We start from the raw sequence: 25,216 nt of genomic DNA, 5'->3' as shown, positions 1-25,216 counted from the left end.
AATTTATGGAATTATTAACGTCAGGCTTTAGCATGAGGATTGCGGGTGTCAGTCTGTTCCAGATTGCGCAACAAAATGGCGAACTCCAGACTGATCTCTTCCGGCAGCGAAACATAAACAATGTGACCATTACCCGGTGCCACTTCCACTGGCTGACCTTTTTTGTTACGCAGCGCGTCCAGTATGAATTGCACATTACCTTTCGGCGTCATCATTTCCACGCTGTCGCCAACGCTGAATTTGTTTTTGACGTCGATTTCCGCCCAGCCGTCAACGCGATTACCGGTAAATTCACCCACGAACTGCTGGCGGTCGCTGACGGAGAAGCCGTAGTCGTAATTCTGCTGGGCATCATGCGTATGGCGGCGCAGGAAACCTTCGGTATAGCCACGATGTGCCAAACCTTCCAGCGTGGTCAGTAACGTCGGGTCGAAGGGTTTTCCTGCGGCGGCGTCATCTATTGCACGGCGATACACCTGTGCGGTGCGGGCGCAGTAATAGAAAGATTTGGTGCGGCCTTCAATTTTCAGCGAATGAACGCCCATTTGGGTCAGGGTTTCTACGTGCTGAATGGCGCGCAGATCCTTGGAGTTCATAATGTAGGTGCCGTGTTCATCTTCAAACGCACTCATGTATTCGCCAGGGCGCAGCGCTTCTTCCAGCATAAACACTTTGTCAGTCGGCTGACCGATGCCGAGCGTGGGTTCAGCGGCCTCGGCTGCGGGCACCTGTTGCACCGGGATCGGCTCGTACTGATGCACGATATTCCCAAGATCGTCCTCTTTGCCTGGCTGCACTTTGTACTCCCAGCGGCAGGCGTTGGTACAGGTGCCCTGATTCGGATCGCGCTTATTAATATAACCGGAGAGCAGACAGCGGCCCGAATAAGCCATGCACAATGCGCCATGCACGAAGATCTCGATCTCCATATCCGGCACCTGCGCGCGGATTTCCGCAATTTCATCCAGTGACAGTTCGCGCGATAAAATCACCCGCGTCAGACCCATTTGCTGCCAGAATTTCACCGTTGCCCAGTTCACCGCATTAGCCTGCACCGACAGGTGAATATCTATCTGCGGGAAAGCCTCACGCACCATCATAATCAGCCCAGGATCGGACATGATCAGGGCGTCTGGCCCCATATCGATCACCGGTTTGAGGTCACGCAGAAAGGTTTTCAGCTTGGCGTTATGTGGCGCAATGTTGACCACCACGTAGAATTTCTTACCCAGTTCATGGGCTTCATTAATGCCGATGGCCAGATTCTGGTGGTTGAATTCGTTATTGCGGACACGCAGGCTGTAACGGGGCTGGCCGGCATACACCGCGTCTGCTCCGTAAGCAAAAGCGTAGCGCATGTTCTTAAGCGAACCGGCCGGAGAGAGTAATTCCGGAGTAAACATAGTCATTCTCAGTCTGATAGCAAGTCAGGGCCGTCCCGAGGTGGGGCGACGAAAGGCCCGAATTGTAACGTCTGAAAAGGTAAAAAGCAGCTTGTTAGTGTGGGTATTTAAGCGATCAGGGGCTTAGATCAATTTAGCCCCTGAATAGTTGAAGTGGAGAGCGGGATCTCAATCAATGCGCCAGATCGCGGACATCAGTAGACGGGCCATTTTTTATCACCGAGGCCATGCCTTTACGCGCCGCCGCGTCGGTGGTGTACATCTCGCTGACGCCGATCACCTGATAGTTTTTGGCTTTAAGGACGAAATAGTACTGTCCGTCTTTGCCGGGTTTGACTTCAAATTGCTTCTCATCGGTGGAATTGCTCTGCACGGACGCGATGCCATTCTCTGCTGACGCTTTGCTGGCATACATTTCACTGGTGAGAATAATCTCTCCATTACCGGCCTTCAGGTTAAAGTGAAACTGTCCGTTCTTCGCTTTTTTAAGTTCATAGTGACCTGTCGCCATACGATTTCTCCAGTGAGTGATTTCATCCAGAGATAAGTGTAGTTAACGACAGGCTTTTCGTTGGCGGGCGATCCGTTGGCCGCCGTTTTTATCTGCAAAAATGTGATCTGCCAGACAGACTTGCACCAGATTTACATTTCTATGCATAGCCGTCTTTTTTAGACCATCCTGCATGGCTCCGCTTCCCAGCGGTAGCCGACGCCATAAACAGCACGAATGAAGGCCTTATCGCCGTCGATAGACTCCAACTTACGGCGTAAATTCTTAATATGGCTGTCGATAGTGCGGTCTGTCACCACGCGGTAATCGTCATAGAGATTATTGAGCAACACTTCGCGGGTGAAGACGTAACCCGGTTTCACCGACAGCGTTTTCAGCAGACGGAATTCCGCCGGAGTTAGGTCCAGTTCATGGCCCTGATAGCTGGCCTGGAAGCAGGCTTCATTGATATGCAGGCCGAAATCCTCCGCCGGGCTATCACTTGGACGTACGCAGCGGCGCAGGATCACTTTGACTCTGGCGACCACTTCGCGTGGGCTGTAAGGCTTGCAGATATAGTCATCCGCGCCGATTTCCAGCCCCAGCAGGCGGTCGATCTCTTCGGTTTTGGCGGTGACCATCATGATCGGAATATCGGAAAACTGACGAATATCGCGACAGATGCTCAGGCCGCTGCTGCCCGGCAGCATTAAATCCAGCAGGATCATGGCGGGAGGATGCGCTTTTACCAGTGGCACCACGTCATTGCCGTTGGACAACCACTGCGTGGCATAACCGGCGGCTTCAAGGTAATCAACCAATAACTGACCGAGCTTTGGCTCATCTTCAACAATTAAAATTTGTAGCGGCGCAGGGCCGGACAACACAGAAGAATTCATTCAGTTTCTCGGTCCAAGGGGAATAGAAAGCGGCAGACTGAGAGTGATACAGACGCCGCCGGAAGGCGAATGGCTGGCGCTGATCCGCCCGCCGTGGGCTTCAACAATATTTTGGCAAATCGCCAGACCTAAACCGGAACCGCCACTGGCGCGATTTCGCGACCCTTCAGCACGGTAAAAACGTTCGAAAATATGCTGCAACTGCTCATCGTTAATACCTGGTGCACTGTCCTGAAAAAGGATGCGCAGCGATTTATCTCGTTTGCTGGCGATGATGTCCAGGCCACCCCCGCTGTCAGTATAGCGCAGGCTGTTTTCCAGCAGATTATTGAACAGTTGCGACAGACGCTGTGGATCCCCAAACAGCATGATTTTTTCCGGTAGTTGGGTGGCGAGTGTCAGCTGCTTGTGGTGAAAACGATCGCGGTAACCGGCTTCCGCCAGTTGAATCAAATGCACCGCGTCGATCTCTTCTTTACGATACGCCAACGCACCGGCATCCGAGAGCGAAAGTTGATGCAGATCATCCACCAGCTTGGTCAGGATAGAGACTTCCGACTGTAGCGAAATCAGTGAGTCGAGAGACATTTTACGCACGCCGTCCTGCATGGCTTCCAGTTCACCGCGCAGCACCGCCAGCGGCGTGCGCAGCTCGTGGGAAATATCGGCCATGAAGGCACGTCGCATCTGCTCATTTTTCTCCAGCGTCATCGCCAACTGGTTAAAGTCCTGGGCCAGCTTGCCGAGTTCGTCCTGACTGTCCACCTTGACGCGGCTGCTGAAGTTCCCGGCCGCCAGTTGATGTGTCCCCTGAACCAGTCGTTTGACCGGGGCCAGCATACCGCGCGACAGCAGCCAGGTGACAGCCGCCGCCAGCAGGGCGGTAAAGCCGACAATGATCCAGCTGGTGCGGTTCTGCTGGCGGTCGAAGTTGATGTCCGCATTGCGCGTCAACCGCTCGGCGGGCGTGGAGAGCACGGTGCCGATATTCACGCCGTTGACGTTCATCACGCGCCGGGTGCCTTTCATATCCGGCGGAATGGGCAGGTCTGAACCGCCGATGCGTTGATCATGGCTGTCGAGGATCCAGAATTTGGTTCGCCAGCCCTGCGGCGGCAGGCTGCTGCCGTTGTTTTGTTCAAACGAGCGCATGATCTGGTAGATCAGCTTGTCGTTTTTTTGCAGAAACTCCCAGCTGCCGTGCAGCTTGTACTGCTCCTGCAGGGTATCGGCCAGTAGCTCCACCCGCTGCTCGTTACTTTGGCGGATATAGTCGATAAATCCGTGTTCAAAACTCATTCTTACGCCCCAGTTCATGGTGATTAACACCAGGCCGCAGGTGAAGAAAATGGCCATAAATAGCTTGGCAGTGATTCCAGGTCTCATGATTTTCTCATTGGGTCGGGTGAACCGGCCTGTGCGCGGCGGCGGTCAATCAGGGCATTTTTCAGGCCGTCATTGGGGACGCGTGAAAATACCCAGGCGGGCAGGGCGATAACCAGTGACATGCATAAATAACAGTAAAGGAAGGCGCTGTGCATCGTGGCACTGCCTGCGACCACTTGCTGGTGGGCGAACAGGCCGAGCAAAATCCCCGCCACGCTGACCCCGAGGCTCATCGACAGCTGCATGATCATCGACAGCAGGCTGTTGCCACTGCTCGCCAGACGCGATGGCAAGTCTTTCAGTGTCAGCGTATTCATCGACGAGAAGCGTAGTGAGTTGACCATACCCTGGAAGAACAGCACCACTGGGATCATCCAGAATGCGCCATAAATCGCCACAAACGGGAAGATCAGGGTGATCAGCGCCAGTAATAAGGTGGCGGTAACCAGCGCCCGGCGATAACCGAGTTTGTTCACCAGCCGCACTACGACTCGTTTCATCCCCATGCTGCCGAGCACCATCGGCACCATCATCAGACCTGCGTGAAACGGCGTAAACCCCATGCCGAGTTGCAGAAAAACCGGTGTCATAAACGGCAACATGCCGCTGCCGATGCGCCCGAGGAAACTGCCGATCAAACCAATTTTAAACGTCGGGGTATGGAACAGGCGTAGTGAAAATAGCGCCGACAGATTACCGCGTGCGTGCAGCCAGTAAATCCCGAGCGATGCCAGACCGACCGCCACCAGCAGCACCAGCTGCCACGGTGACAGGCCGAGACCCCGGCTACCGTCGAGCGCCAGCGTCAGGGTCGCCATGCCGACGGCCAGCATCACGAAACCGCTGATATCAAAGCGCCGGGTCTGCATCTGGTAATTGGGCATAATCATTAACGTGGCGATGCCTCCGGCCAGACCGACCGGCAGATTGATGAGAAAGATCCAGTGCCAGCTGGCGTACTCCACCAGAAAACCGCCGAGCGCCGGGCCAAGCAGTGGGCCGACCTGACCGGGCAGCGTCACCATGGTCATTGCTGCCATATATTCGCTGCGTGGGACGATTTTCAGCACCGTCAGCCGTCCGACCGGCACCATCATGGCACCGCCTATTCCCTGAACCACGCGGGACATCACCAGCTCCTGCAAACTGGACGATTGCGCGCACAGCAACGAACCCAGGGTAAACAGCACAATGGCCGAGAAGAACACCCATTTGACGCCAACCCGATCCGCCAGCCAGCCGCTGGCGGGCAGCATCACCGCCACGGTCAGTACATAGGCGACGACCACACTGTGCATGTGCAGTGGGTTTTCGCCGAGACTGGCCGCCATTGACGGCAGCGCCGTATTGACGATGGTGGTATCCAGCGCCTGCATAAAAAAGCCAAAGGCCACAATCCACAGCTGCCAGCGCACCGAGGGTGGCAGCGGGGCGGGCGGCGCAGAGTCTGTTATCTCTGAAGGTGATGTCATGGGTCTGTCTCAGCAAGTGATATATGCCGCGATTGTCGGCTGAACCGGCTACGCAGCCGGTCAAAGAACAGGTAAACCACCGGCGTGGTGTACAGCGTCAGCAACTGGCTGACGACCAGACCGCCGACGATGGTAATGCCCAGCGGCTGGCGCAGTTCCGCACCGTCGCCGGACGTCAGCACCAGCGGCAGAGCACCAAACAGCGCGGCCAGCGTAGTCATCATGATGGGCCGAAAACGCAACAGGCAGGCCTGAAAAATGGCTTCGCGGGCGGTGAGCTTCCCACGTCTCTGCGCGTCGAGGGCGAAATCTACCATCATGATGGCATTTTTTTTCACGATACCTATCAACAGCATAATACCAATCAGGGCGATCAGGCTGAAGGGGGCACTGAACAACTCCAGCGCCAACAGCGCACCCATGCCTGCCGAGGGCAGGGTCGACAGAATGGTCAGGGGATGAATATAACTTTCATACAGTATGCCGAGCACAATATAGACCGTGGCGATGGCGGCGATGATCAGCAGCAACTGAGATTTCAGCGTGTCCTGAAACACCTGCGCGGTACCGGCGAACTGCCCGTGGAGGGTTGCAGGCACACCGAGCTGAGTCATGGTGCGGTCAATCGCTGCAGAAGCCTCCGACAGACTGCCGCCCTCCGGCAAATTAAATGACACGGTCGCCGCTGCTGACATTCCCTGGTGATTCACTTGCAACGGCGCGTTGGCGGGCTGCCATTTGGCGAAAGCGGAGAGTGGCACTGACGCCCCTGCACTGTTGATGATAAACATTTTACCGAGCGAACTGACATCCTGCGTATATTGCGGTGCGACTTCCATCACGACTTTGTACTGGTTCAGTGGCTGATAAATGGTGGATATTTGGCGCTGGCCAAAGGCGTTATTGAGCAGCGCGTTGGCAGCGGAAATCGAAATACCCAGCCGGGCCATGGTGGCGCGATCGTAGGTCAGTTGCATTTCCGCGCCCTGATCCTGCTGATCGGAACTGACATCGGCCAGCTCTGATAACGCGCCGAGCGCGGTGGTGATTTTGGGTTCCCACTGGCGTAAATCCTGCAAATTGTCTGACAGCAGGGTGTACTGGTAACTGGCATTCCCCTGCCGCCCGCCGACGCGCACGTCCTGCACCGCCGAGAGATAAAGTCCGGCCCCGGCTTCCTGAGACGCAGCAGTACGGATACGCGCAATCACTTCCTGCGCATTACTCTTGCGCACCGACAGCGGCTTGAGCGAAATAAACATCATGCCGCTGTTAGTGCGCGAACCCCCGGTATAGCCGGTGACGTTGGCGACATCGTTGTCCTGGCTCACCAGGCGGATAAAGTCCGACATCTTGCCGCGCATCGCCTGAAACGAAATGCTCTGGTCGGCCTGAATATAGCCCATCAGCCGGCCGGTATCCTGCTCAGGAAAGAAGGTTTTTGGGATGGCGATATACAGCCAGACGTTGAGCGCGATAGTCGCCACAAGCACTATACCGACCCAGCGGGCATGGTTAAGCACCCAGTTCAGTGAACGGCCATAGCCCTGTTGCATACGCAGCAGCAGCGAACTGACACCGCGTTTTTTCGGCGGCGGGGGCAGGGCGGAAGGACGCAACAGCCAGGCGCACATCATCGGTGTTAAGGTCAGCGAAACCAGCAGTGAAATGCCTATCGCGACAGACAGCGTGACGGCAAATTCGCGAAACAGCCGCCCCGGCAAACCGCTCATCAGCAACAGTGGAATAAACACCGCCACCAGCGACAGGCTCATCGACAGCACGGTAAACCCAACTTCTCTGACCCCCTGCAATGCGGCAGCCATCGGCTTCATACCCGCTTCGATATGTCGCGAAATATTCTCCAGCACCACGATGGCGTCATCGACCACAAAACCGGTGGCGATGGTCAGCGCCATCAGTGACAAATTATTCAGGCTGAAGCCGCACAAATACATTGCCGCAAAGGTGCCGATCAATGACACAGGTACGGCGACAGCGGGGATCAGCGTCGCGCGCCCGGAGCGCAGGAACAGGAACACCACCAGAATCACCAGCGCTACCGCGATACTCAGTGAGGCTTCTACTTCGTCGAGTGAGGCGCGAATGGTGGGGGAGCGGTCCTGGGCCACCTGCAAACTGATCGCCGCCGGAATCGCCTCGCGCAGCTGGGGTAACTCCGCCCGGATACCGTCCACGGTGGCGATAATATTGGCGTCAGCGCTGCGGCGAATCAGCAGCAAAATCGCCGGTCTGACGCCGCCCTTTTCAAGGCTGGTTTGCCCGGCGTTGCGCTGGTCCTGCACGCCGTCGCTGACGGTGGCGACATCGCGCAGATGCACGGTATTGCCATTACTGACGTGCACCACCAGCGGTGCGTACTCTTCAGCGGTTTTCAGCGCATCGTTGGTGCGGACCTGCCAGCGCTGGTTTTCATCTTCCATCGCGCCCTGCGGCTTGCGCACGTTGGCGGCGGCAATCGCCTGACGCACGGCATCGAGCGATACGCCCTGATTGAACAGCGCTTGCGGGTTGAGATCGACCCGCACCGCAGGCAGCGAACTGCCGCCGACGGTCACATCACCCACGCCGTCCAGTTGTGAAAGGGTTTGCGCTAATTGTGTTGAGGCGAAATCGTACAGCTGCCCCTGGCTGTAGGTATCCGATGTGAGGGTTAAGATCATGATCGGGGCATCGGAAGGGTTGGCTTTGCGGTAGGTCGGACGGTTTGGCATGCCGGTCGGTAACAGGCTTTGCGCGGCGTTGATCGCCGCCTGCACGTCGCGTGCGGCACCGTTGATATCTCGGTCAAAATCAAATTCCAGCGTAATACGCGTGCTGCCGAGCGTACTGACGGAGGTCATCTCATTGATACCGGCAATGCGGCCCAGCGTGCTTTCCAGCGGCGTGGCGACCGATGCGGCCATGGTCTCCGGGTCAGCGCCCGGCAGCGTTGCGGTGACTGAGATCACCGGGTAATCCACCTGCGGCAGTGGCGCTACCGGCAGCAGCCGGAAACCCAGTATGCCTGCCAGCACAATCGCCAGCGTCAGCAAGGTGGTGGCGACCGGCCGGTGGATGAACAGCGCGAAGAATTTCATCGCGGCGGCCGCTCTACATCTGGCTGCGGTTGCCCGGTGTGAGGATAGGCGTGCGGGCGTATACGGCGCGCCAGCCGGTCAAACAGCAGATAAATTACCGGCGTGGTGAACAGCGTCAGCACCTGACTGACCAGCAGTCCGCCGACCATACAGATCCCCAACGGTCGCCGCAGTTCTGCACCAACGCCAGTACTGAGCATCAGCGGCAATGCGCCAAGTAACGCCGCCAGTGTGGTCATCAGAATGGGCCGAAAGCGCAGCAAACAGGCCTGATAAATGGCGTCATACGGCGTCATGCCGTGATCGCGCTCGGCGGCCAGCGCGAAGTCGATCATCATGATGGCGTTTTTCTTCACGATGCCGATCAGTAAAATAATGCCGATGATGGCAATCACGTCCAGCTCACTGCCTGCCAACATCAGTGCCAGCAGTGCGCCCACGCCCGCCGTCGGCAGCGTCGACAAAATAGTGACCGGATGAATAAAGCTTTCATAGAGCACGCCGAGCACGATGTACATCGCCACCACGGCGGCCAGAATCAGCCACAGTGTGCTGCCCAATGCAGCCTCAAACGCCAGCGTTGCGCCCTGAAAATGGACGCTGATATCGGCGGGCAGTGCCAGTTGCTGTTGAGCTTGCTTGATGGCGTCCACCGCTTCACCGAGGGAATAACCGGGGGCGACATTAAACGACACGCTGGCCGACAGGAACTGATCCAGATGATTGACCGAGAGCGCCGTTTTACGCTGCTCAATTTGCGCGATGGCGCTGAGTGGGATGCTGGTGCCATTGCTGCCCATCAGGCGGATATCCTGCAAGGCGCTCAGGCCCGGCGTCTGTGCGGTCTCGTGTTCCAGCACCACGCGGTACTGGTTGGCCTGGGTATAAATGGTGGAGATCAGCCGCTGGGCGAAGGCGTTGTACAGCGCGTTATCGACATCGGTCATGCTGATGCCCAGGCGGCTGGCACTGTCACGATCCACCTTGATATAGGCTTCCAGCCCCTGATCCTGCCAGTCGCTGCTCACATCCTGCAATTGCGGCAGGGCGCGCAGAGTATCCAGTAATTGTGGCACCCAGCGCCCGAGCGAATCGGTGGTCAGGGTCTGCAAGGTGAACTGATACTGCGTGCGGGCCACCTGAGTGTCGATGGTCAGATCCTGCACCGGTTGCAGGTACAGCGTGATGCCAGGCACTTTGGCAATGGCTTGCTGTAAGCGCGGAATGAGGGTGTCTACCCGGTCATGGCGATCGCTGAGTGGCTTGAGGGCAATCTGTAACCGGCCAGTATTGAGCGTCGGGTTGGTGCCATCCACGCCGATAAACGACGTCAGGCTCTCAACGTCCGGGTCCTGCAAAATAATTGCCGCTGCCTGCTGCTGACGGCTGGCCATATTGCTGAATGACACCGACTGCGGCGCGACCAGAGTGCCCTGAATCAGCCCGTTGTCCTGCACCGGGAAAAAGCCTTTGGGGATCAAAATATACAGCAGGGCAGTCAGCGCCAGCGTGCCGAGCGCCACGCCGAGCGTCAGCCACTGATGACGCAGCACCACCGTCAGGCCGCGGCCATAGGTGGCAATAATGCGCTCGAACATCCGCTCCGACGCGCGGGAAAAACGGTTCTGCTTACGCAGCGACTCATGGCTGAGCATGCGGGCGCACATCATGGGGGTCAGGGTCAGCGAGACGATGGCGGAGATCAGAATCGCTACCGCCAGCGTTACGGCAAATTCGCGGAATAAGCGCCCGACGATATCGCCCATAAACAGCAGCGGGATCAGCACGGCAATGAGCGAAAAGGTCAGGGAAATAATGGTGAAGCCAATTTCGCCCGCGCCTTTCAGGGCGGCATTGAGCGGCGTTTCGCCTTTCTCAATATAACGCGAAATATTTTCGATCACCACGATAGCGTCATCGACCACAAAACCGGTGGCGATGGTCAGTGCCATCAGCGTCAGGTTATTGACCGAAAAACCCAGAAAATACATGGCAGTAAAGGTGCCAATCAGCGACAGCGGGACGGCCACACTGGGGATCAGCGTTGCGGCGATATTGCGTAAAAACAGATACATCACCATGACGACCAGCGCCACGGAGAGCAATAACTCGAACTGCACGTCGCTGACCGAGTGCCTGATGGTGACGGTGCGGTCAGTCACCAGTTCGATATGGACTGATTTCGGCAGGTTCTGTTGCAGCGTGGGCAAAATCGCCCGGATGCTGTCGGCGGTGGTGATCACATTAGCGCCCGGCTGGCGCTGAATACTCAGCACGATGGCCGGATGTGTATCAGCCCATGCGGCCAGTTTACTGTTTTCGGCCCCCTGTTCGACACTGGCAATATCGCTAAGCAGCACCGGTGCGCCGTTTTTATAACTCACCACCAGCGCGCGGTAATCGGCGGCGGTTTTCATCTGGTCATTGGCGGATAAAATCACCGAGCGCTCCGGGCCGTCAAAACTGCCCTTGGCGGAATTGACGTTAGCTGCGGCGATGGCCGTGCGCACCTGTTCGCTGGTCAGCCCGAGGGCTGACATGGCCGGTGCATTCAGTTTCACCTGCACTGCCGGGCGCTGCCCGCCAGAAATACTCACCCGCCCGACGCCGCTGACCTGGGCCAGTTTCTGCATCACACGGGTTTCCACCAGATCTTCCACCGCCGTCATCGACAGAGCGCTGGAGGTCACCGCCAGCGTCATGATCGGCGGATCGGCCGGGTTAACTTTGCTGTAAACCGGTGGGTTAGGCAGATCGGTGGGCAGTAAATTGGTGGCGGAGTTGATCGCGGCCTGCACTTCCTGCTCGGCGACATCCAGCGGCAGTTCCAGCCCGAATTGCAGGGTGATGACCGATGCCCCCCCGGCGCTTTGCGACTGCATCTGCTTCAGGCCAGACATCTGCCCGAACTGGCGTTCCAGCGGCGCAGTAATGGCCGAGGTGGTGACATCCGGGCTGGCTCCCGGGTAGAGCGTCACCACCTGGATGGTCGGGTAATCGACCTCCGGCAGGGCCGCTACCGGCAGGGCGCGGTAGCCGATAATCCCGGCCAGCAGAATGGCGACCATCAGTAGTGTGGTGGCCACCGGGCGCAGAATAAACAGCCGTGATGGCCCGCCCTGAGGTTTGTCAGGCATCACCTGCATCAGGACTTCCTTTGGTGATGATGTTTTTCAGCCGCTTTATCGGCAGCAGCGGCAGCCTGTGCGGCGGTTTCGGGCTGGATAACCTCGACGGTAGCGCCTTCGGTCAGGCGGTCAATGCCATCGGTTACGACGTTCTCCCCGGCACTCAACCCGGCGATGACCACGGTCTGCTGGCTGTCCTGCATGCCCGTGGTGATGATGTGTTTACTCACTTTTTTGTCGCTGTCGACTATCCAGACGAAGTGGCCGTCGTTACCCATTTGCACCGCTGCCGTCGGCACCACCACGGCATTTTGCAGCGTGCCTATTTTTAGCCGGGCATTGACGAACTGATTGGGAAACAGCGCATTGTCCTGATTATCAAAGCGCGCTTTGAGTTTGATGGTCCCGGTGGTTACATCGATTTGGTTATCCAGTGTCAGCAGCGTGCCCTGTGTCAGTTGATGCTGATTGGTGCGATCCCAGGCCTCTACGCTAAGCGGCTGGCCGGTTTGCTGTGACTGGACGATGGTGCTGATACTGGCCTCGGGCAGGGTGAAAATCACGTCAATGGGCTGTGTTTGCGTCAGCACGACAATGCCGGTGGTGTCGCTGCTGGAGATAATATTGCCGATATCCACCTGTTTCAGGCCAACGCGGCCATCGATCGGTGAGGTGATCTTGCTGTAGGTCAGTTGCAGTTTGGCACTGTCAACGGCGCCCTGATCCACCGCCACGGCGCCTTCGCTCTGGCGTACCAGCGACTGCTGGGTATCCAGCTCCTGGCGTGAAATCAAATTCGTTTTGACCAGTTGCTGGTAGCGCGTCAGATCCCGGCGGGCGTTATCGAGCGTCGCCTGATCTTTATTGAGCTGCCCCAGCGCCTGGGTCAACACAACCTGATACGGGCGTGGGTCAATTTCCGCCAGTAAATCGCCGGTTTTGACCTGCTGGCCTTCGGTAAAGTGCAGCGCCATCAGTTGGCCGTCAACCCGGCTGCGCAAGGTCACGGTATTGGATGCCGTGACCGTGCCCAGCCCGCTGAGATATTGAGGAACGGATTTTTCGGTCGCCATCGCTGCCTGAACCGGCGGCAGCGGCATATTGCGGCGTCCGCCGCCAGGCCTTGCGGCATTTGTCGCATTGGGCGTGTCAGCTTTTATGCTGTGCGAATTCGGGTGACTCACATAGAAATAACCGATGCCCAGGGCGGTAATAATCAACACCAGCAGGATAATTAAAAATCGCAGGGGGCTTTTTCGCACAATTTCACTCTTTTTATTAATGGTAAATTGATCACAATTTGAACCTATTGGTCTGGCCACAGTGTAGCTATTGTCGGCAGATGAAAAATGGAGGAAATAAGGAGTCACTTTCATCCATTAACAATTTAACGCCTTCCCACGCCTGACAATATTGTGTGAAGTGCTACTGTTATTCTTCTGAAGCTAATGGTTCACAAACAAAGCAATTTTTAATCTGACCTTAAAAAGGGAGCATGTCATGAGTACAAGAGAACTGGGGCGTTCAGGCATTCGGGTACCGACGTTAACTTTTGGCGGTAACGTCTTTGGCTGGACCGTGGATCAATCGACATCTTTTAGCCTTCTCGACGCCTTGCTTGAACACAAACTTAACTTTATTGATACCGCCGACGTCTATTCCACATGGGTGGAAGGCCATCAGGGCGGTGAGTCGGAAACTATCATCGGTAACTGGTTGAAAAAAACCGGTAAGCGCGACCAGATTATCCTGGCCACCAAAGTGGGCAAACCGATGGGCGAAGGCAAAATTGGCCTCTCGCCACGTTATATCAAACAAGCGGTTGAGGCATCACTCACGCGCCTGCAAACGGATTATATCGACCTGTATCAGTCCCACGACGACGATGCGGATACCCCGCTGGCCGACACCATGGCCGCGTTTGATGCGCTGATTAAAGAGGGCAAAGTGCGCGCCGTCGGGGCTTCCAACTACAGCGCACCACGCCTGATTGAAGCACTGAAAGTCAGTAAAGACAACAATCTGGCGCGCTATGAAACCCTTCAGCCGCTGTATAATTTGTGCGACCGCAAAGTGTATGAAGAGGATCTGGAGAAAGTGGTGTCTGACCATGGTCTGGGGGTGATCAACTTTTACGCGCTGGCCAGCGGGTTCCTCACCGGGAAATACCGGTCCAAAGCCGATGCCAGTAAAAGTCAGCGCGGCTCAAAAGTGGTGGATACCTATCTCAATGAGCGTGGCCTGAAAATTCTGGCAGCACTCGATCAGGTGGCGGAGAAACATAATGCCAAGCCGGGGCAAATCGCGCTGGCGTGGCAGATTGCCCGTCCGAGTGTAACGTCGCCAATCGTCAGCGCGACTTCACTGCAACAGCTGGATGAGCTGGCAAAAGCCGCAGACCTGACGCTGGATGATGCCGATATCCGTCTGCTAAATGAAGCCAGTAGCTGGTAACTCACTCTTATCAATGTAAAAAAACCGCCTGCGGTGTTCACTTCACGCAGGCGGTTTTTTCACATTCAAATGGCAGGGATTTAGCGGAACAAGGTTTGTGCCCAGCGTGCCAGTCCGGCGGTGACCGAGCCAAAATCATTGCCACCCACCAGCGGAATACCCGGTAACTGGGCCTGTAATGCGGCGCGCAGTAGCGGTGAGCGTGCGCTGCCACCGGTCAGGTAAATCACGTCCGGCGTAATATTGCTGGTGGAGAGCGCCAGATTTACCTGCTCCTGAATGCGTTCCAGCGGTTGCGCAATCGCCTCACTCAACTGCTGCTGGCTGATATTTTCCGCCAGACCGGCTTCGATAAAGTCCAGTGCGGCGGTGACGTTTTCACGTTCGGACAGCGCGATCTTGCTCTCTTCGGCGGTACGCACCAGACGATAGCTCAGACGTTGCTGATGCACTTTCAGCAGGCGTTTTATCTGCGCTGGCTGGGCAGCATCGCGGATCAAATCCCGCAGCATGCGGCCATTGGCCACGCTGTAGAAATCCAGTTGCGCAGGTACATCGTTAGTGGCCACCGCATTCCAGTAAGGCAGGGACGGAATGGCAATGCCCTTCGCCGTTTCACTGCCCATGCCGAATTGCGGCGTCAGCTGTTTAAACGCGGTCATGATGTCCAGATCGTTGCCGCCCACGCGACACCCGCTGTGGCCGAGCAAACTCTGCTGGCGTTCAGCCTTGTCACGCCACTGTGGGCCCATCAGCAGTACCGAGCAGTCGGTGGTTCCGCCGCCGATGTCGACCACCAGCACGGTTTTCTCTTCAGTCAGCGTAGCTTCGAAATCAAGACCTGCGGCCACCGGTTCAAACTGGAAAGCGATATCGCGAAAACCGGCCCGCTCAGCGGCGCGTTGCAAAATCCCCTGCGCCTGCGCGTTGGCTTCTTCACCGCCCATGCCCTGAAAGTTAATCGGGCGACCAATCACCGCCTGTTCGATGGTGTCTTGCAGGGAGGCTTCTGCCTGGCGCTTGATGTGGAACATCATGGCGCACACCAGGTCTTCAAACAGCGCAATCTGCTGCGGCTTCAGGCCGTTCGCACCGAGGAAGGATTTCGGTGAGCGCACGAAATAGACTTCCTCCGGGTCTTCCATATAAGTAGAAAGAGCCTGCAGGCCAAAATGCACGCTGTTGGCATTAACCGGGATATCTTCCTCGCGGTTAAAGTTAATACTGCGACGTAACAGTGCAATGTTTTCATCACTGCCAGCCGGAACCTGCCCGTGACGGCTCAGCCATTCGCTGACCGCTTCGCGCGTAGGCGCACACAGCATGGAGGGTAAATAAGGATCGTTGTTTTCTAACGCCAAAAGATGGGCGTCGTTATCGCGCATCACGGCGACTGAACAATTTGCGGTGCCGTAGTCAAATCCAATAAACATTACTGTTCCCCATGCCAAAGAAGGGGCAGGACTGTATGCGCTTTTGCATGCAAATTCAACTTCAACTTCTCGGTTACGGGCATGGCCACGCCCCCGCACCTGAAACCTGGCCATTCAGATTCAACGATGTGCTGAGCGAAAGAAGCGGAGATTTTTAACCGGTGTGGTAACAGGTAGCCTGTCGGGGTCTATTTCTTTAAAAAATGAAACAGGTAGTAGTCCCCTTTTGGGCTTTCGCCCTCGGCGACAATTTCCCACCCTTTGGCCAGATAAAACCCCACGGATTTTTCACTTTTGATCAGGCATTTCAATGCGCCTGTGCCGGTGAGCATGGCTTCGGCGGCGTGGAGCAGCGCAGTGCCTGCGCCGGTGCCTTTAACGGCGGGGTCGACGAACAGGTTATGCAGAAAATTCTCCTGGGTGAATATCGACGCGAAGCCGACTAATTTGCCGTCGCGAACGGCGACGATCACCGTTTCGCCGAGGGTTGCCCGGTCAAAATCCTCCAGCTGTAAATCCTCTGTTTCCATCCACGTCCAGGTATCTTTGCGCGACGCCAGATAGAGCGTGCGTAAAAAAGGCCGGTCGGCTTCCTCGTAAGGGCGTATCTGCAAGGGATTGTTCTCCGTTGTTACTGTCTTCGGATGATTGTAGGTTGATCTTCCTGCTGCGCCCACCAATAATGGCTTTCGTTGACTCGGGGTGCCCCTCTTGCAAAAGAAAGGGCTGAGATCTTACCCGTATTACCTGATCTGGATTATGCCAGCGTAGGGAAGTCAGGTATCTCTCCCGATACCGCCTTCTTGAGCGCCGGTGGGGAGACATATGACTATCCGACCTGTCGATTTTTCCGGCGCACGTGCTGCCGGTGCTTTGCAAACCCTGCGTAATGCCGCGCCTCTGGTGCATTGTCTGACTAACGACGTGGTGCAATCTTTTACCGCAAATGTGCTGCTGGCACTGGGTGCGTCACCGGCGATGGTGGTGGACCCAATTGAAGCGGCGCAGTTTGCTTCTATAGCCGATGCGCTGCTGGTGAATGTCGGTACGCTGACCCACCCTCAGATCGACGCTATTCGCGCGGCGGTTCAGGCCGCCAATCTGGCCGGAAAGCCCTGGGTGCTCGACCCGGTGGCCGTGGGCGGACTGACGCTGCGAACTGACTTCTGTCTTGAACTCATTAAACTCACCCCTGCTGCTATCCGTGGCAATGCTTCTGAAATCCGCGCACTCAGTGGGATGACCTCTACCGGGCGCGGCGTCGACAGCGGCGATGATTCCCTCTCGGCACTGCCTGCGGCAAAAAGACTGGCGCAGCAAACCGGGGCGATTGTCGCCGTCACCGGCGAGGTTGATTACGTGACCGATGGCGAACGTTGTCTGGCTGTGCACGGCGGGCATGTGCTAATGACCCGCGTGGTAGGCACCGGCTGCTCGCTGTCGGCGGTGGTAGCGGCCTTTGTTGCGCTGCCGGGTGAGCGGCTGGAGAATGTCGCGGCTGCGTGCCGGGTGATGTCCTGTGCCGGTGAACTGGCCTGCCAGCAGGTACGTGGGCCGGGCAGTTTCATTCCTGCGTTCCTGGATAATCTTTATCTGCTGGACGGGGAGGCGCTGCAATGAGGCGCATCAACGCATTAACGATTGCCGGTACTGACCCGAGCGGTGGCGCCGGCATTCAGGCCGACCTCAAAACTTTCTCCGCCCTCGCAGCCTATGGCACCAGCGTGATCACCGCGCTGGTGGCGCAAAATACCCGTGGTGTGCAGTCGGTGTACAACATCGAACCGGCGTTTGTGGCGGCGCAGCTGGATTCGGTTTTGAGCGATGTGCGTATCGACAGCGCGAAAATCGGCATGCTGGCGAACTCTGACATTGTGGAAGCGGTGGCGGAAAGAGTGAAGCACTACGGGCTGCCGTTTGTGGTGCTCGATACGGTGATGCTGGCGAAAAGCGGTGATCCGTTATTGCAGCCGGATGCGGTCGAGGCGTTACGCCGGTTACTGCTGCCGCAGATGTCGATCATTACGCCGAATCTGCCGGAAGCCGCTGCCTTGCTGGCGTGCGGCATTGCGCAGAACGAACAGGAGATGTGTGAGCAGGGCGAAGCGCTGTTGGCGATGGGGTGTGGGGCGGTATTGATGAAAGGCGGGCATTTGCAGGCGAGTGAAAACAGTGAAGGGGGGGAAAGCCCGGACTGGCTGTTTATGCGCGATGGCCGCCAGCGATTTACCGCCCCGCGGGTCAATACGCGGCACACTCATGGCACCGGCTGTACGCTGTCGGCGGCGCTGGCGGCACTGCGCCCGCGCCATGAAAACTGGCCGGACACCGTGCAGGCCGCCAAAGCCTACCTGCAACAGGCGCTGATGCAAGCTGATTCGCTGGAGGTCGGCCACGGCTGCGGGCCGGTACATCATTTCCATCAATGGTGGTAGCGGGCGTTAATTCGCCAGGTCAGGCGCGGATCTTATCGTGACAAATCTCAGATTCTGCCTGCTGAAACAGCGTCAGCGCCTGCATAAGATGCACGGCATCAAACGGGTTCAGCGGGTAGAATTTTTCCTCTTTGCGCGGGCGCAGGGAGAGACGAATCTGCGTCGAAGAGACGCGCTCAAACAGATAGCTGGCGATGTCATCATTCTCTTCATCACGCCATGAGATCAGCAGTGCAGCGTGCTCACCCGTGCGGCGGGCCAGGAAGCGGTTATGTGCCCACAGCCCCTCGCAGTCACCGTCTTTTTGCAGTTTTTTACCGCTGAACCAATTGCTGTCAGCCAGAAACCATAATGCCTGAGGCGTGATTTCGCGCTGTAATTCCCGCCACAAGGGCTGGTTGTTCTCCATCTGCCAGCATGCCATGCCGAGATAGTCGTTCAGCTCGCGCCAGTCGGTTTCCAACTGCTGTTTAAGCTCTGGCTCGAGAATATTGTGAAACTGCTGCAAGCCGCTGGCCTGTTCACCCAGGCGGGTATACCCCACCACGGACATGGTGCGCGGGCGGCGGCGCAGAGTTATCCATAACAGGAATTTAGGAATGCGGAATTTAATGGCTTGCACGCTCAGCTTGTAGCGCTGGCCGCGCGACATCACCAGCCCGTTGGAGGTACCACGCTTATCCTGATAATTTCGCACCAGCACCACGCTGTTCTGACCCATCCAGCCGGTGACATAGTGCTCTTTTTCACTCTCGGCGATATCCAGATCGCGGGCGATCTGTTCGATTTTCTCCACATCCAGCAGACCCAGCGAGAGCGTCTCTTCGGCGCTGTAATAGCATTTTTTCAATATATCGGATTTCAACGGCGCAGCAGACGGCATAACAAAAATTCCATGGAAAGCACATGGTTTACAGCTTAGCGTAAGTTGTTATACAAATTTATGTCATGGCTAACATAAACGGCATTTTTTTGTAAATCCTCAAGGCTGCTGGAGTGGGCGTCTTTATCGTGCGGCTCGCTGCCTGTGGTCGCTGGCGTTGCGAAAATGCAGGACGCCCGGCGGTTACTCGGTCTCGAACCAGTCGCTGTTTTGCTCGGCAATGGGCGTGATGGTGGAGATCATCTCTTGCAGATGAATGCGGATGGCGCGCTCGGCGGCATCAGGATCATGGGCTTTCAGCGCGGCAAAAATGTTGTCATGCTGCTCGATCAGACTCTCAGGCGGGGAGACTTTGCTCAGGGTTAAGAAACGCACGCGGTCCATGGTGGCTTTAATATGCTCGACGGTTTCCCACGCCAGGCGGCAGTCGATGATCTGCGCGATGGTGCGGTGAAACTCGTCGTCCAGCAGCAAAAACTCCTGTGTTTGCTGGCTTTTCGCCGCCAGCCGCTGGCGTTGTAGATTGTGTTCTAACAGCGCCAGATCATAAGGGGTTGCGACCACGGCGGCGCGGCGCACTACCGCCGTTTCCACCGCTTCACGAATGAAACGGCCATCGGCCACGCGTTTGGCGGAGATCTTCATCACGAACGTCCCGCGCTGGGGCAGTACCTGCACCAGACCGGCTTCCGCCAGTTTGATAAAGGCTTCACGCACCGGTTGGCGTGAGACATTAAAGCGCGACGAAATTTCTTTCTCTGACAACAGCGTTCCCGGCGGGATCACACAGGTGACGATGTCCTGACGCAGGGTCCGGTAGATCTGCTGATTTACCGGCATGTTATTGAGAAATTCGTAGGATTCAGTCATAGGTAAATTGACATTTTCAGCAGCGGGAATAGCGCAATAGTATCATGACTTTTCTCAGGATTTTGAGATTGTTACCCCGTTGTTTATAACAGGTCCGATGAGAGATTAATCCGAGTTGATATGTTCACGGCAGTATCTTTTTTTATACGCCGCCGGGGTTATCCCTAACAGTTTGCTGAATACTCGCCTGAAATAAGCGGCATCATTAAAACCCGTGCGCCGCGCCACTTCCGCCAGACTGCCGCTATCGGTCAGCAGCAGGCTTTCTGCCGCCGAGACGCGCTGCTGGTGCAGGGCATCGGTCAGGGTCTGATGAAAGGTAGAACGGAAAACTCGCCCAAGGTAGTCCGCGTTACAGTGCAGCAGCGCCGCCAGTTCAGCGGTACCCAGCGGCTGATGATAGCGGGTGGCAATCAACTGGCGGGCTTTATACGCCAGCGCCACACCGGGGCCATCGGGGTCAGGCACACCGGCCGGAGCCTGCCCGACTTCCTGTAATAATAACAGCAGAAATAATTCCAGCGACGGGCTTTGCGCGCCGCGCTGCTGTTCATTTAAAAAAAGTCTGAACAGCGCCAATATTCTTTCGGCATCGCGAACTTTACAGTGCTGTGGAATATCCAGCTGCAAAGAGGGATTATTTTGCTGATGTTGTAAAATATCGAAGTGAAGCCAATAAAATTTTAATTGCGCGTCGAATATGCCCATGCCCTGATGTTTTCTGCCGGGAAATAAAATCAAGCTTTCACCGGCGTGCAAATCAAAACGGGTCTGTTCCTCCTGGAGTGACAGTGATCCACGCACCACGTAAATCAACTCAAATGAGGTGAGCGTGCGAGTCGGATGTGTGCCGACACCGCGTGAGATAAACAGGCCACCGTTTTGCACACGCAGCGGGTAACTTACGGGAATAGAAAGCATTTCATTCTCCGGTTAAGTCATGAGAGAGGGCTGTTGGAAGGTTTTAGGCTAGCAGAGTGGCGTTCGGTTAGTCGGCTGGGTCGTGCAGGATTTGATCCGCTTCACAAAACCCGAGACAGGTCGGAATCGTCCCTTTTTACTACTTGATCCGCCACTTGTTGTGCTTTACGTCCATGCCAGATTAAGGACGTACCTTATTTATTGTATTTAAAAACGTCCTGATGCCATAAAAAATTACGTTATGGCTGCCTGTTTCTTATTGCTACGAATAAAAAATATAAATATAAGCGAGGAAATGATGCCAACAATTTCAATTGATACGTCCCCTGCGCGGATTAAAGAAAAAAGTAGCCGAATAACGGTCAGCGAGAAAATAGGTTACGGACTCGGTGATGCCGGCGGCACCATTATTACCTGCCTGATTGCCAATTTCCTGACCTTTTTCTATACCGATATTTTCGGTTTGACCCCGGCGATTGTCGGCACGCTGTTCATTTCCCTGCGCATTATCGACGCGATCTCCGATCCGCTGATGGGAATTCTGGCGGACCGTACGCAAAGCCGCTGGGGGCGTTTTCGTCCCTGGCAGTTGTGGATTGCCGTGCCGATTGGCGTGGTCGGGTTGCTGACCTTCACCGTGCCGGGTCTTAGCGGAGACGCCAAAATTGCCTACGCGTTCTTCACTTACTTTTTGCTCTCTGTCTCTTACACAGCGATCAACGTGCCTTACTGCGCGTTGATCAACACCATGACCACCGATCACCGCGAAGTGATCTCCTGCCAGGCGTGGCGCTTTGTGCTGTGCGGCGTAGCCGGTTTTTTAGTCTCGGTGGGGCTGCCGTGGTTGGTGGAATATTTTGGTCACGGCGATGCGGCACTCGGCTATCAGCAAGGTGTCGGTCTGTTATGCACGGTCGCCGTTGTGATGTTCCTGTGGTGCTTTTTCACCGTACGTGAACGTCTGCCTTTGTCGATGCTCGGCCAGTTCAGCGTGCGCGAGCATATTCGCGGCATGCTGAAAAATGATCAGCTGTTGTTGGTGCTGCTGATGTCTTTCCTGTTGATCAACGTCTTCAATCTACGTGGCGGCGGCTACATGTATTTCATCACCTATGTGCTCAAAGGTGGCGCAGGTTATGCCTCGCTGTTTTTTGGCATGGTGACGCTGGCGTCGATACTTGGCGCGGTGATTGTCAATCAACTGACCAAAGTTATCGACACGGTACGTTTGTATATGCTCACTAACCTGATACTGGCGGTGTTCTCGCTGCTGCTGTGGTTTATGCCCGTGGGTGAGCAGTGGCAATCGCTGTGGCTGGGCATCATTTTTGTGCACTGCGTGATCCTGGGATTCACGCTGCCGCTGCACTTTTCCATCATGGCGTTCGCCGACGACTACGGGCACTGGAAAAACGGCATCCGCTCTTCCGGCATGAACTTCGCCTTCAATCTGTTTTTCATCAAACTGGCATGGGCCTCGAGCGCCGGGATCATCGCGCTGGTGTTTATTCTGGTTTCCTATCAGGCCGGGGTTGACCATCAAACGTCAGCGTCGCTGACCGGTATCCGGCTGTTTGAAACGCTGCTGCCTGCCGCACTGCATCTGCTGCTGGCGATCACCATTACTTTCTGCAAGCTCGATAACCGCCTGCTCAACCGCATGTCCGGCGAGCTGGCCAGCAAAATTTGATTTTACGACATTGTTTAACGACACCATTTCAGGAGGTTGCATGTCTTTTCATCCTATAGATTGCCTTGAGGTCCCACTGGATAAAGTCCAGATAACCGATGCGTTTTGGCTCGAGTATCAGCGTCTGGTTAAAGAGGTGGTGGTGCCGTATCAGTGGCTGGCGCTCAATGACCAGGTGGCGGAGGCTGAACCGAGCCATGCGATTGAAAACTTCCGTATCGCTGCCGGACAGAGTGATGGTGAGTTTTACGGTATGGTTTTTCAGGACAGTGATGTGGCGAAATGGCTGGAAGCCGTCGCTTATCTGTTGGTGAAAAACCCGGATGCCGCACTGGAAGAGACGGCGGACCGGGTGATTGAACTGGTGGCTGCCGTGCAGCAGCCTGACGGTTACCTGAATACTTATTTCACCGTCAAAGCGCCCGCGTTGCGCTGGAGCAATTTGGCGGAATGCCACGAACTGTACTGTGCCGGGCACCTGATTGAGGCGGGGGTAGCCTATGCGCAGGCCACCGGGAAAAACCGTCTGCTGGAGGTGGTATGCAAACTGGCTGACCACATCTCGCAGGTATTCGGGCCGGAAAAGGGCCAGATTCAGGGTTATCCCGGTCACCCGGAAATTGAGCTGGCGCTGATGCGGCTGTACGAGGCCACTGGCGAGCCGCGTTATCTTGAACTGACCCGTTATTTCGTCGAACAGCGCGGTACGCAGCCTCATTTTTACGATCTTGAGTTTGAAAAACGCGGGCGCACTTCACACTGGAATATTCACGGCCCGGCATGGATGGTGAAAGACAAGGCGTACAGCCAGGCGCATTTGCCGGTTGCGTTACAGAAGACCGCCATCGGCCATGCGGTACGTTTCGTCTACCTTTACGCGGGTGTGGCACATTTGGCGCGCCTCAGCCAGGATCAGGAAAAGCGAGAGGTGTGTCAGAGGCTGTGGGAAAACATGACCCAGCGCCAGATGTACATCACCGGCTCCATCGGTTCGCAAAGCAGCGGCGAGGCATTCAGCTGTGATTACGACTTGCCGAACGATACCGCCTACACCGAAACCTGTGCATCCATTGGCCTGATGATGTTCGCCAACCGCATGTTGCAGCTGGAGGCCGACAGTCGTTACAGCGATGTCATGGAGCGTGCACTCTATAACACCGTGCTGGCCGGTATGGCGCTTGACGGTAAGCACTTCTTCTACGTCAATCCGCTGGAAGTGCATCCGAAAAGTATTCAGTTCAACCATATCTATGACCACGTTAAACCGGTACGCCAGCGTTGGTTCGGCTGCGCCTGCTGCCCGCCCAATATCGCCGTCTGCTGGCCTCACTCGGCAGTTATATTTATACCCGCCGCAATGACGGGGTGGATATTAATCTCTATATCGGCAGTGACGTGGAAGTCGATGTCGATGGCGAAACCCTGCGTCTCAAACAGAGTGGCGGTTACCCATGGCATGACACGGTGAATATTGAACTGGAAACCACGGCGCCGCTGGAGGCCACGCTGGCGCTACGTTTGCCAGATTGGTGCGCCAGCCCACAGCTGCTGGTTAACGGTGAGCCGCAGGAGCTACGCGGTCATGTACAGCGTGGTTACGTGCGTCTGACGCGTCACTGGCAGAACGGCGATGTTTTGCAACTGGCGCTGCCCATGCCGGTAACGCGGGTCAAGGGCAATCCGTTGCTGCGTCATGTGGCCGGAAAAGTGGCGATTCAGCGTGGACCGCTGGTCTATTGCCTCGAACAGGCCGATAACGGTAGCGAACTGCACAATGTGCAACTGCCGGAACACGCATCCTTCAGGTTGATTGCCGGCAGCGGTCTGTTCAAAGGAAAAATCCTGTTGCAGACCCGCGGGGTGAGGGTTAATTCCACGCAGGCCGCCCAACAGCCGCTCTACAGTTTCAATCCGACTGCGACTGAGTTGCAGCCGCAAACCCTGACCTTTGTTCCCTATTTCAGCTGGGCGAATCGTGGGGAAGGGGAGATGCGCGTGTGGATTAACGAAGGTTGAGACCGCCAAATGGCAGGCAAAAAAAATCCCGCTCAAGGATGGCGGGATGTCGTAATACCTTACGAGGGGATAGTCCAATGAGATGCAATGACCTATAGGGGGATAAGTGCTTGCACACTTATAATAACTGTCGGTATTACACGTTCAAGTACAACTTTCCATAATTTGACTTAGGGGGAAGTCTTCAGGAATTTTCCTAGGCGAGTGACTATCGGGTGAGCTATTGCGGCGCTCAGGGCGATGCCGCTGGTTATGTGTGGGATAAAGGCCTACTCTTTATAGGTATTAACTGGACACCCTGAAGTTAAGCGATTGTAAGTGTTAAGGATTGTTATGAGCGAAGTCGAAAGTTCAATCAGTATTGGTGATGTTCTGACTGTTAAGAGCGGTTCTACCCACGTGGTAACTGGCTTTGTGAAAAAAGGGGAACGCGTTTACCCAACAGTCAAAACCGATCACGGCAACTCCAACTTTAGCCAGATCAAAGACATTGTCTCCGTGACTAAAGGCTGAATCTAATTAGCTGAGCACGACCATGGCCTGCTGTGCAGTGAGTCTGCATCGGTAGGCTGTGTCATTTCCCTTTCATCATTTCCTTTAGCCCCAATTCCCCTATAAATCCCAGACTTTCCTGC

The 25,216-nt window shown here is 55.9% G+C and carries 18 protein-coding genes, 1 pseudogene and 1 riboswitch; of the genes and pseudogenes, 6 read left to right on the top strand and 13 right to left on the bottom strand.

The annotated features are described in order from the left end of the window. Nucleotides 1–20: 20 nt before the first annotated feature. From yegQ to EAH77_RS04200, 8 genes are all read right to left on the bottom strand, one after another. Nucleotides 21–1,403, bottom strand: a complete 1,383-nt coding sequence (gene yegQ / locus EAH77_RS04235) for a tRNA 5-hydroxyuridine modification protein YegQ (RefSeq protein ID WP_140470865.1) — start codon at nt 1,401–1,403, stop codon at nt 21–23. A 172-nt stretch (nt 1,404–1,575) separates the two neighbouring features. Continuing rightward, on the bottom strand, nt 1,576–1,914 hold the full coding sequence (locus EAH77_RS04230; protein ID WP_140470564.1) for a YegP family protein: 339 nt from the start codon (nt 1,912–1,914) through the stop codon (nt 1,576–1,578). A gap of 158 nt (nt 1,915–2,072) precedes the next feature. Next, on the bottom strand, nt 2,073–2,792 hold the full coding sequence (gene baeR, locus EAH77_RS04225; protein ID WP_140470563.1) for a two-component system response regulator BaeR: 720 nt from the start codon (nt 2,790–2,792) through the stop codon (nt 2,073–2,075). Further along, the gene (gene baeS, locus EAH77_RS04220) at nt 2,793–4,178 is read right to left on the bottom strand and encodes a two-component system sensor histidine kinase BaeS (protein ID WP_140470562.1); all 1,386 of its coding nucleotides are present in this window, start codon (nt 4,176–4,178) and stop codon (nt 2,793–2,795) included. Then, nucleotides 4,175–5,650, bottom strand: a complete 1,476-nt coding sequence (gene mdtD / locus EAH77_RS04215; protein WP_140470561.1) for a multidrug transporter subunit MdtD — start codon at nt 5,648–5,650, stop codon at nt 4,175–4,177. Before mdtD ends, baeS begins: the two co-directional genes overlap by 4 nt. Beyond that, nucleotides 5,647–8,751: a multidrug efflux RND transporter permease subunit MdtC gene (mdtC, locus tag EAH77_RS04210; protein WP_140470560.1), complete on the bottom strand. Its 3,105-nt coding sequence runs from the start codon at nt 8,749–8,751 to the stop codon at nt 5,647–5,649. Before mdtC ends, mdtD begins: the two co-directional genes overlap by 4 nt. Beyond that, on the bottom strand, nt 8,748–11,897 hold the full coding sequence (locus EAH77_RS04205) for an MdtB/MuxB family multidrug efflux RND transporter permease subunit (protein ID WP_140470559.1): 3,150 nt from the start codon (nt 11,895–11,897) through the stop codon (nt 8,748–8,750). The genes mdtC and EAH77_RS04205 overlap by 4 nt, the downstream gene beginning before the upstream one ends. Beyond that, complete coding sequence (locus tag EAH77_RS04200) at nt 11,897–13,162, bottom strand: MdtA/MuxA family multidrug efflux RND transporter periplasmic adaptor subunit (RefSeq protein WP_431306747.1); 1,266 nt, start codon at nt 13,160–13,162, stop codon at nt 11,897–11,899. The genes EAH77_RS04205 and EAH77_RS04200 overlap by 1 nt, the downstream gene beginning before the upstream one ends. Before the next feature lie 217 nt (nt 13,163–13,379). Here EAH77_RS04200 and EAH77_RS04195 point away from each other — a divergent pair, with 217 nt between their 5' ends. After that, nucleotides 13,380–14,333: an aldo/keto reductase gene (locus EAH77_RS04195; RefSeq protein WP_140470557.1), complete on the top strand. Its 954-nt coding sequence runs from the start codon at nt 13,380–13,382 to the stop codon at nt 14,331–14,333. Nucleotides 14,334–14,413: 80 nt separating this feature from the next. On the opposite strand, the gene yegD is transcribed toward EAH77_RS04195, so the two are convergent. After that, a complete protein-coding gene (gene yegD, locus EAH77_RS04190) occupies nt 14,414–15,766 on the bottom strand; it encodes a molecular chaperone (protein WP_140470556.1) in 1,353 nt (450 codons plus the stop codon). A gap of 188 nt (nt 15,767–15,954) precedes the next feature. Then, nucleotides 15,955–16,380, bottom strand: coding sequence for a GNAT family N-acetyltransferase (locus EAH77_RS04185; RefSeq protein WP_140470555.1), 426 nt, complete (start codon nt 16,378–16,380; stop codon nt 15,955–15,957). Between the two features lie 74 nt (nt 16,381–16,454). Next, nucleotides 16,455–16,557: riboswitch (TPP riboswitch) on the top strand. 34 nt (nt 16,558–16,591) lie between these two features. Here EAH77_RS04185 and thiM point away from each other — a divergent pair. Together thiM and thiD are read left to right on the top strand one after the other, a co-directional pair. Continuing rightward, complete coding sequence (gene thiM / locus EAH77_RS04180; RefSeq protein ID WP_140470554.1) at nt 16,592–17,386, top strand: hydroxyethylthiazole kinase; 795 nt, start codon at nt 16,592–16,594, stop codon at nt 17,384–17,386. Then, nucleotides 17,383–18,201 carry a bifunctional hydroxymethylpyrimidine kinase/phosphomethylpyrimidine kinase gene (gene thiD / locus EAH77_RS04175; RefSeq protein WP_140470553.1) on the top strand — a complete coding sequence of 273 codons (819 nt, stop codon included), beginning with the start codon at nt 17,383–17,385 and terminating at the stop codon, nt 18,199–18,201. Before thiM ends, thiD begins: the two co-directional genes overlap by 4 nt. A 19-nt stretch (nt 18,202–18,220) precedes the next feature. On the opposite strand, the gene EAH77_RS04170 is transcribed toward thiD, so the two are convergent. From EAH77_RS04170 to EAH77_RS04160, 3 genes are all read right to left on the bottom strand, one after another. Beyond that, the gene (locus EAH77_RS04170) at nt 18,221–19,084 is read right to left on the bottom strand and encodes a hypothetical protein (RefSeq protein ID WP_140470552.1); all 864 of its coding nucleotides are present in this window, start codon (nt 19,082–19,084) and stop codon (nt 18,221–18,223) included. 183 nt (nt 19,085–19,267) lie between these two features. Next, nucleotides 19,268–19,954 (bottom strand): GntR family transcriptional regulator, encoded by a 687-nt coding sequence (locus EAH77_RS04165; protein WP_140470551.1) that lies wholly within the window; start codon nt 19,952–19,954, stop codon nt 19,268–19,270. 105 nt (nt 19,955–20,059) lie between these two features. After that, nucleotides 20,060–20,875 (bottom strand): AraC family transcriptional regulator, encoded by an 816-nt coding sequence (locus tag EAH77_RS04160; protein ID WP_140470550.1) that lies wholly within the window; start codon nt 20,873–20,875, stop codon nt 20,060–20,062. A gap of 298 nt (nt 20,876–21,173) precedes the next feature. Between EAH77_RS04160 and EAH77_RS04155 the strand changes: the two genes are divergently transcribed. From EAH77_RS04155 to EAH77_RS04145, 3 genes and pseudogenes are all read left to right on the top strand, one after another. Then, nucleotides 21,174–22,565, top strand: coding sequence for an MFS transporter (locus tag EAH77_RS04155; RefSeq protein ID WP_140470864.1), 1,392 nt, complete (start codon nt 21,174–21,176; stop codon nt 22,563–22,565). Nucleotides 22,566–22,620: 55 nt separating this feature from the next. After that, nucleotides 22,621–24,581, top strand: a pseudogene (locus EAH77_RS04150) (glycoside hydrolase family 127 protein). Between the two features lie 333 nt (nt 24,582–24,914). Further along, nucleotides 24,915–25,094 carry a hypothetical protein gene (locus EAH77_RS04145; RefSeq protein ID WP_140470549.1) on the top strand — a complete coding sequence of 60 codons (180 nt, stop codon included), beginning with the start codon at nt 24,915–24,917 and terminating at the stop codon, nt 25,092–25,094. The last annotated feature ends 122 nt before the right edge of the window (nt 25,095–25,216 follow it).

The sequence above is a fragment of the Ewingella americana genome, from assembly GCF_006438725.1.
Lineage (GTDB): Bacteria > Pseudomonadota > Gammaproteobacteria > Enterobacterales > Enterobacteriaceae > Ewingella > Ewingella americana_A.
This window is presented reverse-complemented; position numbering and strand designations above follow the sequence as displayed.